Source organism: Microbacterium cremeum, from assembly GCF_015277855.1.
In the GTDB taxonomy this organism is placed as follows: Bacteria; Actinomycetota; Actinomycetes; order Actinomycetales; family Microbacteriaceae; genus Microbacterium; species Microbacterium cremeum.
Window position 1 is genome coordinate 635,692 of sequence record NZ_CP063812.1, and the last position, 12,963, is coordinate 648,654.

Annotated in this window: 12 protein-coding genes; 8 read left to right on the forward strand and 4 right to left on the reverse strand. The window is 71.4% G+C overall.

The window, feature by feature from the left end:
* Positions 1 to 33: 33 nt before the first annotated feature.
* Complete coding sequence (locus IM778_RS02720) at positions 34 to 627, reverse strand: TetR/AcrR family transcriptional regulator (protein ID WP_194410572.1); 594 nt, start codon at positions 625 to 627, stop codon at positions 34 to 36.
* Between the two features lie 106 nt (positions 628 to 733).
* Positions 734 to 1,621, reverse strand: a complete 888-nt coding sequence (locus IM778_RS02725; protein ID WP_194410573.1) for a zinc-ribbon domain-containing protein — start codon at positions 1,619 to 1,621, stop codon at positions 734 to 736.
* Positions 1,622 to 1,708: 87 nt separating this feature from the next.
* Here IM778_RS02725 and IM778_RS02730 point away from each other — a divergent pair, with 87 nt between their 5' ends.
* Both IM778_RS02730 and IM778_RS02735 read left to right on the forward strand, forming a co-directional pair.
* Entirely contained in the window at positions 1,709 to 2,317 is a 609-nt protein-coding gene (locus tag IM778_RS02730) for a TetR/AcrR family transcriptional regulator (protein WP_194410574.1), read from the forward strand.
* On the forward strand, positions 2,314 to 2,916 hold the full coding sequence (locus IM778_RS02735; RefSeq protein WP_194410575.1) for a GNAT family N-acetyltransferase: 603 nt from the start codon (positions 2,314 to 2,316) through the stop codon (positions 2,914 to 2,916). The genes IM778_RS02730 and IM778_RS02735 overlap by 4 nt, the downstream gene beginning before the upstream one ends.
* A gap of 29 nt (positions 2,917 to 2,945) precedes the next feature.
* Here IM778_RS02735 and dinB read toward each other — a convergent pair whose 3' ends face one another.
* Complete coding sequence (gene dinB / locus IM778_RS02740; RefSeq protein WP_194410576.1) at positions 2,946 to 4,142, reverse strand: DNA polymerase IV; 1,197 nt, start codon at positions 4,140 to 4,142, stop codon at positions 2,946 to 2,948.
* Positions 4,143 to 4,210: 68 nt separating this feature from the next.
* A complete protein-coding gene (locus tag IM778_RS02745) occupies positions 4,211 to 5,062 on the reverse strand; it encodes an SMP-30/gluconolactonase/LRE family protein (protein ID WP_228484717.1) in 852 nt (283 codons plus the stop codon).
* A gap of 126 nt (positions 5,063 to 5,188) precedes the next feature.
* Here IM778_RS02745 and IM778_RS02750 point away from each other — a divergent pair, with 126 nt between their 5' ends.
* From IM778_RS02750 to IM778_RS02775, 6 genes are read left to right on the forward strand one after another with little or no spacing between them, the layout of a single operon-like run.
* Entirely contained in the window at positions 5,189 to 7,528 is a 2,340-nt protein-coding gene (locus IM778_RS02750) for a glycoside hydrolase family 3 N-terminal domain-containing protein (RefSeq protein WP_194410577.1), read from the forward strand.
* Positions 7,525 to 8,511, forward strand: coding sequence for a sugar phosphate isomerase/epimerase family protein (locus tag IM778_RS02755; RefSeq protein ID WP_194410578.1), 987 nt, complete (start codon positions 7,525 to 7,527; stop codon positions 8,509 to 8,511). The genes IM778_RS02750 and IM778_RS02755 overlap by 4 nt, the downstream gene beginning before the upstream one ends.
* Positions 8,508 to 10,220, forward strand: a complete 1,713-nt coding sequence (locus tag IM778_RS02760) for a dihydroxyacetone kinase family protein (RefSeq protein ID WP_194410579.1) — start codon at positions 8,508 to 8,510, stop codon at positions 10,218 to 10,220. Before IM778_RS02755 ends, IM778_RS02760 begins: the two co-directional genes overlap by 4 nt.
* Entirely contained in the window at positions 10,217 to 10,711 is a 495-nt protein-coding gene (locus IM778_RS02765) for a ribose-5-phosphate isomerase (protein WP_194410580.1), read from the forward strand. Before IM778_RS02760 ends, IM778_RS02765 begins: the two co-directional genes overlap by 4 nt.
* On the forward strand, positions 10,711 to 11,679 hold the full coding sequence (locus tag IM778_RS02770) for a 3-hydroxyacyl-CoA dehydrogenase family protein (protein WP_194410581.1): 969 nt from the start codon (positions 10,711 to 10,713) through the stop codon (positions 11,677 to 11,679). Before IM778_RS02765 ends, IM778_RS02770 begins: the two co-directional genes overlap by 1 nt.
* Positions 11,676 to 12,953, forward strand: a complete 1,278-nt coding sequence (locus IM778_RS02775) for a D-arabinono-1,4-lactone oxidase (RefSeq protein ID WP_194410582.1) — start codon at positions 11,676 to 11,678, stop codon at positions 12,951 to 12,953. The genes IM778_RS02770 and IM778_RS02775 overlap by 4 nt, the downstream gene beginning before the upstream one ends.
* Positions 12,954 to 12,963: the final 10 nt, after the last annotated feature.

A 12,963-nucleotide genomic window follows, 5' to 3' on the forward strand; every position in this document is an offset into this window, starting at 1 on the left:
AGCAGCTGCGCGAGACGCCGCCGAGGGTCGGGATCAGTCTGTCCAGAGTGCGTCGACTTGGAGGCGGATGTCGTCGAGGATCGCTTCGACGCTGAGGGTGACGTTGGCGCTGTCGGCCATCGCGAGGAACAGGATGGCGGTCACGATTCGCGCCAGGGTCGCGGCATCCGCCCTCTTCGCACGGGCGAATACTTCGGCGACGGCTTGCTCCGTCCCCGAGACGATGGCGAGCGCCTCGCGATGGCGCGGCTCCTCCGGGTCGCCGAACACCATCTCGCGCAGGTAGACGCGTCCGTTGTCCACCTGCACCCGATTGCACTCGACGACGGGCCGGACGATGGCCATCACCGCATCCCGCGGATCCGAGACGGATGCCGCGTCCGACCGGCCCTCCTCCAGAGCTTTCGCGTAGTGGGCGTTCTGGACCAGGAGGAGGAGTTCCCCCTTGGTCTTCGCATAGAGGAACAGTGTGCCGGCGCCGATGTCGGCTCTGTCGGCGATCTGCTGGGTGGTGACGTCGTCCACCCCATAGGTCGCGAAGAGTTCGCTCGCGGCCGCGATGATGCGGTCGAGCTTCTCCTGCTTGTTGCGCTCGCGTCGCCCGACGGGCTGATCGGCCAGAGGCATGTGACGTTCTCCGGAGTAGATGGCGATTGCACTCAGTTATGAGTGTAGTCACCACCTCGCCGGGGTGTCCTGCACTCATGATCGCTCAAATGGTCGGGTGCGGGCGTCAGGCGAGATACGGGTCGACCAGGAGTGGCCCGCGGATGCCTCGCAGCACCTCGACGAGACTCTCGAGCCCCTTCCTGTTCCAGGTCGACAGCTGCAGATCATAGGGGCCGAGAGGTTCGAGTCTGCCGGTGCGGATCCGGATGACCTCCCACTTCGCGGCACGCAGCGCCCGGTCCTTGCGGCGGTCGGCGTCCTCGCGCCTGCCGACGTGCTCGAGACCGTGGCGCCCGGTGCTGTCGTACTCGATGGCGACGCGCAGCTCCGGCAGCAGGACGTCGGGCCACACCTCGACGTGGTCGAAGAACGGGCGCGAGATGCGCACGGCGTTCAGCCCCGGTGTCACCGACAGGCGTTCGAACAGATCGGCGCGCAGCCGCGCTTCGATCGCCGACGCCGGCTTCGGCGCGCACTCCGAGAGGAACGGCTCGCCGACGGGGACGTCCGGTGTCTTCGGGCACAGGCTCTCCTTCGGTCTCGGCCTCCTCGGCTTCAGGACTGTGCGCTCGGCCGGGCGTGCGATCGCGGCGGGAACGGGGGAGCCGGGCGGAGCCACCACCTCCCGCATCGGCAGAGCGCGGGCGGGCCGGGCGAGTTCCGTGCACTCGGGACACCACGCCGAGCGACGGCGTTCCCGGCCCGGCCGATTGCGCTGCTCGTCGGGCGTGGCGGCGAACTTGTGCCCCGCCTCGCACTGCCACAGCAGCAGCACGTCGGCTGCCGGCGGCACCTGGCTCAGGACGATGCCGGCATTGAGCTCGGGATGGTACTGGCGGATGAGCGCGGGGAACGGCGCCCAGGCCTCGCGGTAGCTCCCCACCGGGTAGGGGACCTCCGTGCCCTTGGAGAACTGGCGGCGAGCCCACCACAGTTCGACACGCTCCGGCATGCGGGCACGCTATCGGCCTCCACCGACACACCCGATGGGGCCGCGTTGCATGTAAACTGAACATCGGTTCATTATAAGGAGGCGGGGATGTCGCGAACATCGGCGCAGAACGAGGCCCTGCGCGCGGCCACTCGCGAAGCGGTCGAGGGCGCGGCCATCCGGGTGTTCGCGCGCCATGGCTTCGCGGCGGCGAACATGCGGCAGATCGCGGCCGAGGCGGGACTCAGCATCGGATCGATCTATCGGCACTATCCGAGCAAGGAGCAGCTGTTCGAACAGCTCCTCCAGCAGGCGACGACCGGCCTGGTCGCGGCATCCGATCGGCTCTCGGGTGTCGAAGCTCCGCTGGATCTCGCTCGCGAGTTCACGGCGACATTCCTGTCGGATCTCGCCGGCGATCACGGAGCGGCCGAGTTCTATCTCGTGATCAATCAGGGATTCCTCACCGACACCCCGCAAGGGACCACGCAACGGCTGGCATCGACGCAGGCGGCGCTGTGGCGCAGCTTCTCCGCCCTCGTGCGGCGTGGTCAGAACCTGGGCGAGTTCGCCGCCGGCGACCCCGACCGGATCACCGCGTACTACTTCGCGATGCTGTCGGGCATCGCGACGATGCGGTCCGTCATGAACAACGAGCTGGGCGAGTCCGGTGTCGAGCTGGTCCTTCGTCTGCTCACGAAAGGGAGAGCGACATGATCGACGTCAAGCGAGCCGACGAGCTCGGTGAGGGCTACCGGCGACGAGTGGCCGAAGTCCTGGTGCGCGGATTCGCCGAGGACTTCGAGTACTTCTCGAAGGATCCGGATGTGCTGGCCGAGGCATTCGCGCACATGATCCTGCTCGACCGCTTCTACGTCGCGATCGTGGACGGCGAGCCGGCCGCGATCGCTTCGGTCACCGAGGGCGACCAGGAGTGCTTCGACCCCGATCGCCGAGCGATGCAACGCACTCTCGGCTGGTGGCATGGGTTGATGAGCTTCGTGATCGTCCGCAGCCAGTTCCTCGGCGCGTACGACGGTGCGCGCCCCGGGCTCGCCGAGATCGGATTCGTCACGACGGCTCCGCAGTCCCAGGGCAAGGGCGTCGCGACCGCGCTGATGCGGCACCTGCTGCGGCTGCCGTATGACGAGTTCGTGCTCCGCGACATCAAGGACACCAACGCGCCCGCCCTCGGTCTCTACCGAAAGCTCGGGTTCGTGGAGTTCGACAGCCGCCCGGTCGCCTTCGCGAAGCGGGCCGGGTTCTCGTCGTACGTCTCGATGCGGCTCCAGCGGAACGCGGCTGCACGGGCCTAGACCGATGCGGTGCTCCGCCGCCCCGGTCGTCACTCGTGCTCCGGCAGCACCGGCGTCGACCATCCCGGATCCCGCCCGAGCTGCGTGGCCCGGGCGACCGAGGCCGCGCCGAAGCGATCGCGCACCGCGTCGAGCACCGTGTCGAGACGTGCTCCGCCGTCCCAGTCGAGGGGAAGCTCGGGCTGGATGCTGTCGGCGCGCCCGAGCTGCGACAGCGAGACGCCGATCAGCGAGATGCCGCGTTCCATGATGTGGGGCTGGGCGGCGGCGAGCAGGGCGCGTGCGATATCGAGCAGCACCGTGGTGCGGTCGGTGGGGAAGCGCAGCGTGCGAGACCGTGTCGCTTTCGCGTAGTCGCCGAAACGCAGGCGCAGCACGACCGTGCGGCACACGCGGTCGCGCTCGCGCAGGCGGCGGGCGAGCCGATCGATGATCTGGGTCAGGAAGAGGTCGAGCTCTTCGGCCGTGCGCGGGCGGTTGCCGAGCGCGCGCTGCGAGCCGATCGAGCCGCGACGCCGCGTGGTGTCGACCGGGCGCGGATCGCGCAGCCGGGCGAGGGCGTGCAGGTGGGCGCCGGTCGCCTTGCCCAGCAGTCTCTCGGCGGTGGCGGCTTCGAGCTCGGCCAGCTGACCGACGGTGCGGATGCCGAGCCCGTGCAGTTTCGCGGCGGTCACGGCTCCCACGCCCCAGAGCCGTTCGACCGGAAGGGGGAGCAGGAACGCCTGCTCCTGCTCGGGCTCGACGACGAGCAGCCCGTCGGGCTTGCTCACGGCGCTGGCCACCTTGGCGAGGAACTTGGTCCGGGCGACGCCGACCGAGATGGGGAGGCCGACCTCGGTGCGCACGCGCTCGCGCAACCGCACCGCGATCTGCTCGGGCGTTCCTGCGATGCGCCGGAGGCCCCCCACCTCGAGGAACGCCTCGTCGATCGACAGCCCTTCCACGAGCGGCGTCGTGTCGCGGAAGACGCCGAACACGGCCCGGCTCGCCTCGGAGTACGCGTCCATCCGCGGCGGGACGATCACGGCGTCCGGGCACAGCTCGCGCGCCTGCCGGCCGCCCATCGCGGTGCGCACCCCGCGAGCCTTCGCCTCGTAGCTCGCCGCGAGCACCACGCCCCCGCCGACGATGACGGGCCGGCCGCGCAGAGCCGGAGCATCCCGTTGCTCCACCGACGCGTAGAAGGAGTCGAGGTCGGCGTGCAGCACGGTCGCCTCGCCCCGCATGCCGCCCTCCCACCGGTCGTCGTCTCGCGCGGATCATCGCACGCACCGCGGACACCGGTGTCGAGCGTTCAGCCCCCGAAAGCGTGCACCGGCGCGCCGGTCACCTCGGTCTCGACGGCGAACAGCCCGCCGGCCTCCGGCTCGGGATCGGCGAGGCCCTGGCGCGAGGTCGTGATGTAGAGGGTCCGGCGGTCCGGGCCTCCGAACGCGCACGAGGTGACGTTCACCGTGGGCAGGGGGATCGTGAGGTCGAGCACACCCGCCGCGGTGTACCTGCGGACGGCGCCGCCGCCCCACATCGCGACCCACACTCCGTCGTCCTCGTCGATCGCCATGCCGTCCGGCACCCCGGCCGTGCCGTTGAAGCGCACGTGAGGGCGGCGATCGCCGAAGGCGCCCGTCTCGGAGTCGAAGTCGTATGCCCAGATCACGCCCTCGCGCGTGTCGGCGTGCAGCGCGACGTCGCCCGCGGCGGTCCAGACCAGCCCGTTCGGGATCGTCACGCCGTCCAGGGCGACGTGCACCGACAGATCGGGGTCGAGCCGGTACACGCGTCCGGCGTCGGGGTTCGCGTCGTAGGCCATGCTTCCGCAGTAGAAGCGGCCGGCGGCATCGCACGCCCCCTCGTTCATGCGCAGGCCGGGGTCGGCGAAGACCGGGATCTCGCGGTCGATCGTCAGTGCGTCGTCGGTGAGCGCGAAGCCGCGTTCGGTCGCCACGACGTATCCGCCGTCCGCGCGCGCACGGATCACCGCGGCCACGTCCGACAGGTGGTCGCGCCGCAGGGCCGTGCCGTCCCACGTCATCACGTCGCCGCGGAGCATGTCGACGAACCGGATGCGGCCGGTCGCGGCATCCCAGAAGGCTCCTTCGCCGTGGAAAACGCCGGCTGTGTCGCGCGACACCAACTCTGCCGTCATGGAGTCCTCCCGCATCATCCGCACCTCGCCGGCGGTCGGCCATCCGACGCTTGGCAACGTTGTAAATCGAAGCTACTCTGAACTCAGAATTGTTGCTAGCAAAAACAAATATGCGGAGGGTCGAGGATGACGCAGCCGACCGATGTCGTGACCGCACCACCGTGGGCCGACCCCACGGCAGACGCCGACACCCGGGTCGAATCCCTGCTGGCAGAGATGACGGATGCCGAGAAGCTCGCGCAGCTGGGCAGCTACTGGGCTGACAGGCGCGACTCGACGCAGATCATCGCGCCGATGCAGGACGTGCTCTCGCGAGGGCGACCGCCGTTCGAGGAGGCGACCGCCGACGGCATCGGGCACCTCACCCGCGTCTTCGGCACGACCCCGGTCACCCCGCGCGAGGGGATGGGGAAGGTTCGCGAATCGCAGCAGCACCTCCTCGAGCGCACGAGGCTCGGCATCCCGGCCGTCGTCCACGAGGAGTGCCTCACCGGCTTCACGACGCTCGGTGCGACGGTCTACCCGGCCTCGATGGCGTGGGCGGCGACGTTCGATGCCGCCCTCGTTCGCGAGATGGCCCATGCGATCGGCTCCGACATGGCCGCGGTCGGCGTGCACCACGGCCTCTCACCCGTGCTCGACGTCGTCACGGACTACCGATGGGGGCGTGTCGAAGAGACCCTCGGTGAAGACCCGTACGTGGTCGCGACCCTGAGCACCGCGTACGTCGAGGGCCTGCAGGAGACGGGCGTGATCGCCACGCTCAAGCACTTCGCCGGCCACGCCACCTCGCGCGGGGGCCGCAACCACGCGCCGGTCTCGATGGGGGAGCGGGAACTGCGCGACCTCGTGCTGCCGCCGTTCGAGATGGCGGTGCGCGTGGGGCGCGCGAAGAGCGTCATGAACTCGTACACCGAGCTCGACCGCGTTCCCGCCGCGGCCGACCGGTGGCTGCTCACCGAGGTGCTACGCGGCGAGTGGGGCTTCGACGGCACGGTCGTGTCGGACTACTGGGCGATCGCGTTCCTCAAGTCCAAGCACGGCGTGGCCGAGACGATGGCGGATGCCGGACGCCTGGCCCTCCACGCGGGCATCGATGTCGAGCTGCCCGACACCGCGGCCTACCGGCTCCTCGCCGAGGCCGACCCCGACCCGGCGCGCACGAAGGCCGACATCGACACGGCCGTGCGGCGGGTGCTGCGGCAGAAGATCGAGCTGGGTCTGCTCGACAGCGGGTGGACCCCGGCGGAACCCGCCGACGTCGATCTCGACAGCGCCCGCAATCGCGACATCGCCCGCCGTCTCGCCGAGGAGTCCATCGTCCTCCTCGACAATCGCCGCGGCATCCTCCCCCTCGGGCACGGCACGCGTCGCATCGCGCTGATCGGGCCGTGCGTCGACGACCCGGGCGCGATGATGGGCGCGTACTCGTATCCGATCCACGTGATGCCGCGTCATCCCGAGCGAGGGCTCGGCATCCACGCGACGTCGATCCCCGACGCGCTGCGCCGGGCCATGCCGGGCACGGAGGTCGTCGTCGAGCCGGGATGCCCGCTGTCGGAGCCGGCGCACGAGCGGCAGATCGCCCACGCCATCGTGGCGGCGGCGTCGAGCGACCTCGTCGTCGCCGTGGTGGGCGATCGTGCCGGGATGTTCGGGAAGGGCACCTCGGGGGAGGGGTCCGACGCGCCGAGCCTCGACCTGCCCGGCGATCAGGGTCGGCTCGTCGATGCGCTGCTGGCCACCGGCAAGCCCCTGGTGCTGCTGGTGGTCTCGGGCCGCCCGTACGCGCTCGGTGCCTACGCCGACCGGGCGGCGGCGATCGTGCAGTCGTTCCTGCCGGGCGTCGAGGGCGCCGGTGCGATCGCCGGGGTGCTCACCGGCGCGGTGAACCCGAGCGGGCATCTGCCGGTGCAGATCCCGGGGATGAACGGGGCGCTGCCGCATACCTATCTCGCCCCGCCCCTCGGGCAGGACGGCGATCGCATCAGCAACCTGTCGATCGCGCCGGCGTTCCCGTTCGGCCACGGGCTGTCGTACACGACGTTCGAGCTCGGCGACGTCGACCTCGACCGGAACGAGATCGCGAACGACGGCACGGTGGTCGCGTCGGTGACCGTCACGAACACCGGGGTCCGGGCGGGTGCGACGGTCGTGCAGCTGTACAGCGCTGACCCGGTGGCGCAGGTGACGCGCCCGGTGCAGCAGCTGGTGGGCTACGCGCGGGTGTCGCTCGAGCCGGGGGCCGCGGCATCCGTCTCGTTCGAACTCCACGCCGACCGCTTCTCGTTCCACGGACTCCGCCGCCGCCGCATCGTCGAGCCGGGCGTCGTGCACCTGACCGCGGGGCTCTCGCTGACCGACCTGACCGCTTCTGCCGACCTGACGATCCGCGGCCCGGAGCGCGAGGTGGACGACCCCGTGCTGGTCACCGGGGTCCGTATCGAACGGGAGGATGCCGCATGACCGGCCTCACCGCGGACGACTGGCCCATCGCCGCCGCCGCCCTGCCCTTTGCCGGTCGCACGCCCGACGGGCGCACGATCGCCGAGGCCGGACCCGAGGAGTGGGCGCGCACCCTGACTGAGATCGCCGATGCGGGCTTCGACCGCGTCGACCTCACCGACTCGTGGCTGCGGGTCGCCGACCTGGACGAGCAGGGGCGGCGCGACCTGACCGCGGTCGCCGTCGAGGCGGGAGTCGTGCCGACCTCGATCTCGGCCATCCGCTGCAGCGTCATCGACCACGCCCGCGGCGACGAGAACCTCGCGTACAGCCACCGGACGCTCGACGCCGCGGCCGCCCTCGGCATCGAGACCGTGTCGTTCGGCCTGCACCAGGCGCTCACCCCGCAGCAGCAGGAGCAGCTGTGGTTCTGGACGGTTCCGGGCCACCAGGACGACCCCGCCGACTGGGGCCTCGCCGTGAGCCGGCTGCAGGAGCTCGGCCGTCATGCGGCCGAGCTCGGCATCGTGATGTCACTCGAGATGTACGAAGACACCTTCCTCGGCACCGCCGACTCCGCCGTGCAGCTCGTGGAAGACATCGGGCTGGACAACGTCGGGCTGAACCCCGACATCGGCAACCTCGTGCGGCTGCACCGGCCGATCGAGCCGTGGTGGGAGCTGGTCGAGAAGACCCTGCCGTACGCCAACTTCTGGCACGTGAAGAACTACGCGCGCGATGAGGACACCGCGCGCGGCGAGTACTTCGCGGTGCCGGCGCCCATGCCGTACGGGATCATCGACTACCGCCGCGCGTTCCGCTACGCCCTCGAGCAGGGGTTCCAGGGCGTCATCTGCGTCGAGAACTACGGCGGCGACGGGCTGAGCGTGTGCGCCGACAACCGGGACTACCTGCGCCGGCACGTGCTGCCCAAGCGCGGGGGCTACGCGCTCGGCACCAGCAAGGTTCGTCAGCCGCGACACGCACGGGGAGGGGCACGATGACGCGCCTCGCGAACGATCCCGCCGACTTCGTGCCGCAGGCGCTCGCGGGCTTCGTCGCCGCGCACGGCGACCTCGTGCGGGCCGTCGACGGCGGCGTGGTGCGCGCGGCGCCCGCCGCCCGCGGCACGGTCGCCCTCGTCGTCGGCGGCGGTTCGGGGCACTACCCCGCATTCGCCGGCGTCGTGGGCGCGGGTATGGCGGCCGGTGCCGTGTGCGGCAACATCTTCACGTCGCCGTCGGCCGGGCAGGCGTACCGCGTCGCGAAGGCGGCGCACCGCGGTGGCGGCGTGCTGTTCAGCTTCGGCAACTACGCGGGCGACGTGCTCCACTTCGGCGAGGCCGAGGCCCGGCTCCGAGACGAGGGCATCGACGCGCGCACGGTGCTGTGCACCGACGACATCGCCAGTGCGCCGCCGGACGAGCTCGACCGGCGCCGCGGCATCGCGGGCGACTTCGTGGTCTTCAAGGTCGCCGGGGCCGCGGCCGAGCGCGGCGATTCGATCGACGAGGTCGAGCGTCTCGCGCGCCACGCGAACCATCGCACGCGCACGCTCGGGGTCGCCTTCGGCGGCTGCACCTTCCCGGGCGCCGACGAGCCGCTGTTCACCGTCCCCGAGGGCATGATGTCGATCGGTCTGGGCATCCACGGTGAGCCGGGCATCCGCGACGTGCCGCGCACCGGCTCCGTCGAGCTCGCCGCGACCCTCGTCGGTGCGCTCCTGGACGACGTCCCCGAGCAGCGCGGCGACCGCGTCGCCGTGATCGTCAACGGTCTCGGCACCGTCAAGTACGAGGAGCTGTTCGTGCTGTACGGGGATGTCGCGGCCGAACTCGAGCGCGCAGGCGTCACCGTCGTGCAGCCGGAGGTCGGCGAGCTGGTGACCAGTCTCGACATGGCCGGGGCATCCGTCACCCTCTTCTGGCTCGACGACGAGCTCGAGCCGCTGTGGGCGGCCCCCGCGTACACGCCGGCGTACCGCAAGGGCTCGGTCGAGGTCGCCGCCGCGTCGGACGCCGGCGACGAGGCATCCGCCCCTGAGGAGGCCGAGCTGGCTCCCGAGGCGTCGGAGTGGTCGAAGCGCGCGGCCGCCGTGGCGCTCGGCTACCTCGACGCGGCGCGCACGACGATCCACGAGCACGAGGCCGAGCTCGGCCGCATCGACGCGATCGCGGGCGACGGCGACCACGGCGTCGGCATGCGCACCGGCATCGACGCGGCGCGCGAGGCGGCCGTCCCCGAGATCGGCCTGCGCGCGATGCTCGCCGCTGCCGGAGACGCGTGGAGCGAGCGCGCCGGCGGCACGTCGGGAGCGCTGTGGGGCTCGATGCTCGTCGCGATCGGGCGCGCGCTCGACCGCGAGGGCGCCGGCGTCCTCACCACCGCACCCGCGGCCGCGCGCGCCGCGCTCGACGCCGTGACCTCGCGCGGCGGCGCGCACGTCGGCGACAAGACCATGGTCGATGCGCTCGATCCCTTCGTCCGGACCCTCGAGGCGCGCCTGGCCGCGGGTGACGCGCTCGCCGACGCGCTCGCCGCGGCCGCCGGTGACGCCACGGCGGCGGCCGCAGGCACCTCCGCGCTGCGGCCGGCCCTCGGCCGCGCCCGCCCGCTGGCCGAGAAGAGCCTCGGACACCCCGATGCCGGCGCGATGTCGCTGGCCCTGATCGCCACGGCGATCGCTGAAACCACGCGAAAGGAAGCCGGATGACCGACCCACTCCGCATCGTCGTCGGAAGCGACGATGCCGGCTACGAGTACAAGACGGCCCTGAAGGCCCTGCTCGAGAGCGACCCCCGCGTCGCGGTGGTCTCCGACGTCGGGGTCGCCGGCGACGAGCACACCGATTACCCCCACGTCGCGGTCGAGGCCGCACGCCGGGTCGCCGCGGGGGACGCCGACCGGGCGCTGCTCGTCTGCGGCACGGGGCTCGGGGTGGCCATCTCGGCCAACAAGGTGCCCGGCATCCGTGCGGTCACCGCTCACGACAGCTATTCGGTGGAGCGCTCGGTGCTGAGCAACAACGCCCAGGTTCTCACGATGGGCCAGCGCGTGATCGGACTCGAGCTGGCCAAGCGACTCGTCTCGGAATGGCTGGGCTACCGGTTCGATCCGACCTCTTCGTCGGCGCCGAAGGTCGCGGCCATCGAGTCGTACGACCGCGCCGCCGACGTGCGCGACGCCGATGGGCAGACCTGCTGATGGCCCGGATCGCCGTCGTCGGCAGCGGCTACATGGGAGGGGGCATGGCGCAGGTCTTCGCGCTCGCCGGCCACACCGTCGCGCTCGCCGACGTCACCGCCGAGATCGCCGCCTCGAACCTCGATCGGGTGCGCGCAGAGACCGCGCAGTTCGAACAGCAGGCGCTCTTCCCCGCCGGCGCCACCGAGCTGATCGCCGCCCACATCTCGTCCGCCGCGAGCATCGAAGAGGCGGTGACGGATGCCGATTTCATCGAGGAAGCCGTCCCCGAGCGCATCGAGATCAAGCACCAGACGCTCCGGCGCATCTCGGAGGCCAACACCGACGCGATCATCGGCAGCAACACGTCGACGATCTCGATCACGCGGCTCGCCGAGCCCGTGGTCAACCCCGAGCGGTTCCTCGGCGTGCACTTCTCGAACCCGGCGCCGTTCGTGCCGGGCGTCGAGATCATCCCGCACCCCGCGACGGCCGAGGCCGTGATCGACACGGTTCAGCAGCTGATCGAGGGGAGCGGCAAGATCGGCGCGCGCGTGAAGGACGCGACGGGGTTCGTGCTGAACCGCCTGCAGTACGCCCTGTTCCACGAGGCGACCCAGCTCGTCGACGAGGGCGTCGCCACCCCGGAGGACATCGACGCCATCGTGCGCTCGACCTTCGGGTTCCGGCTGCCGTTCTTCGGGCCGTTCGCGATCGCCGACATGGCGGGACTCGACGTCTACGCGTTCTGCTACGCCTCGCTGCAGGGAGAGTTCCCGGAGCGGTTCGCCACGCCCGCGATCCTCGCCGAGCGCATCGAGCGCGGCGAGCTGGGCACGAAGACCGGCGCGGGGTTCCGCGCGATCGACCCGGCGCGGATCCCCGAGCTCGTGGCCTACCGCAACCGCGCGTACGCGAAGATGAAGGTGCTCCTCGAGGAGCTCGGTCCTTCCCCCTTCGACGAGCCGGCACAGGAGACTCGCCCTTGACCTCGACCCCGTCCCACCCGGTCGCCGCGCGCAACTGGGCCTCGAACCTGACCTATGCCGCGGCGACGGTGGTCGCCCCGCGCTCGCTGGACGAGCTCGCCGAGGTGGTGCGCACTTCCGCGCGGGTGAAGGCGCTCGGCAGCCGTCACTGCTTCAACACGATCGCCGACACCGATGGCGTGCACATCCTGTCGAGCGAGCTGCCGGCCGAGATCTCGATCGATCCCGGGCGGCGCATCGTGCGCGCATCGGCCGGGCTGCGCTACGGCGACCTCGCGCCTGTGCTGCACCGCGAGAGATGGGCACTGGCGAACCTCGCGTCGCTGCCGCATATCTCGCTCGCGGGCGCGGTCGCGACCGGCACCCACGGTTCGGGCGACGCCGTCACCTCGCTCGCGGCCGCCGTCGCCGGGCTCGAGCTCCTGACCGCCGACGGCGAGCTGCTCACGGTCCGCCGCGGCGATCCCGGCTTCGAGGGGTTCGTCGTCTCGCTGGGCGCGCTCGGCATCGTGACCGCGCTCGAGCTCGACATCGTCCCGGCGTTCGAGGTCGCGCAGACGGTGTACGAGCGGCTGCCGCTGGAGGCCGTGCTCGACGACCTCGACGCCGTCACCGGGCTCGGCTACAGCGTCTCGATGTTCCACACGTGGCGCGAGCCCGACGTCGTCGACCAGCTGTGGGTGAAACGGCGCGCGGATGCCGTCGGGGCCCTGCCCGACGAGGTCCTCGGTGCCGCGAAGGCCGCGGTCACGAGGCATCCGCTCCCCGACGTGTCGGCCGAGAGCTGCACCGACCAGCTCGGCGCGCCGGGGCCGTGGTTCGCCAGGCTTCCGCATTTCAAGCTCGAGTTCACACCGTCCAACGGCGACGAGCTGCAGTCCGAGTTCCTCGTGCCGCGGCGCCACGCGGTCGCCGCGATACGCGAGCTGCGCGGGCTCGCCGGGGCCGTCGCGCCGCTGCTGCAGGTGTGCGAGCTGCGCACCGTCGCGGGCGACGACCTGTGGCTCTCTCCCGCCTACGGCACCGACGTGCTCGGCCTCCACTTCACGTGGCGGCCGGATCAGCCCGGCGTCGAGAGGCTGCTGCCGGCGATCGAGAGCGCCCTCGAGCCGCTGGGCGCGCGGCCGCACTGGGGCAAGCTGTTCACGCTCGACGGTGCGGCCGAACGGATGCCGCGGCTCTATCCCCGCTGGAACGACTTCGGCGCGCTGCGCCGCCGCCTCGACCCGCGCGGCGTGTTCGGCAACGGCTTCCTCGCACGACTCGGCCTCTGAATCCGCGCGC

Coding starts and splice junctions, on each gene's coding strand:
- IM778_RS02720 (WP_194410572.1), bottom strand. CDS start 627: ATGCCTCTGGCCGATCAGCCCGTCGGGCGACGCGAGCGCAACAAGCAG.
- IM778_RS02725 (WP_194410573.1), bottom strand. CDS start 1,621: ATGCCGGAGCGTGTCGAACTGTGGTGGGCTCGCCGCCAGTTCTCCAAG.
- IM778_RS02730 (WP_194410574.1), top strand. CDS start 1,709: ATGTCGCGAACATCGGCGCAGAACGAGGCCCTGCGCGCGGCCACTCGC.
- IM778_RS02735 (WP_194410575.1), top strand. CDS start 2,314: ATGATCGACGTCAAGCGAGCCGACGAGCTCGGTGAGGGCTACCGGCGA.
- dinB (WP_194410576.1), bottom strand. CDS start 4,142: ATGCGGGGCGAGGCGACCGTGCTGCACGCCGACCTCGACTCCTTCTAC.
- IM778_RS02745 (WP_228484717.1), bottom strand. CDS start 5,062: ATGACGGCAGAGTTGGTGTCGCGCGACACAGCCGGCGTTTTCCACGGC.
- IM778_RS02750 (WP_194410577.1), top strand. CDS start 5,189: ATGACGCAGCCGACCGATGTCGTGACCGCACCACCGTGGGCCGACCCC.
- IM778_RS02755 (WP_194410578.1), top strand. CDS start 7,525: ATGACCGGCCTCACCGCGGACGACTGGCCCATCGCCGCCGCCGCCCTG.
- IM778_RS02760 (WP_194410579.1), top strand. CDS start 8,508: ATGACGCGCCTCGCGAACGATCCCGCCGACTTCGTGCCGCAGGCGCTC.
- IM778_RS02765 (WP_194410580.1), top strand. CDS start 10,217: ATGACCGACCCACTCCGCATCGTCGTCGGAAGCGACGATGCCGGCTAC.
- IM778_RS02770 (WP_194410581.1), top strand. CDS start 10,711: ATGGCCCGGATCGCCGTCGTCGGCAGCGGCTACATGGGAGGGGGCATG.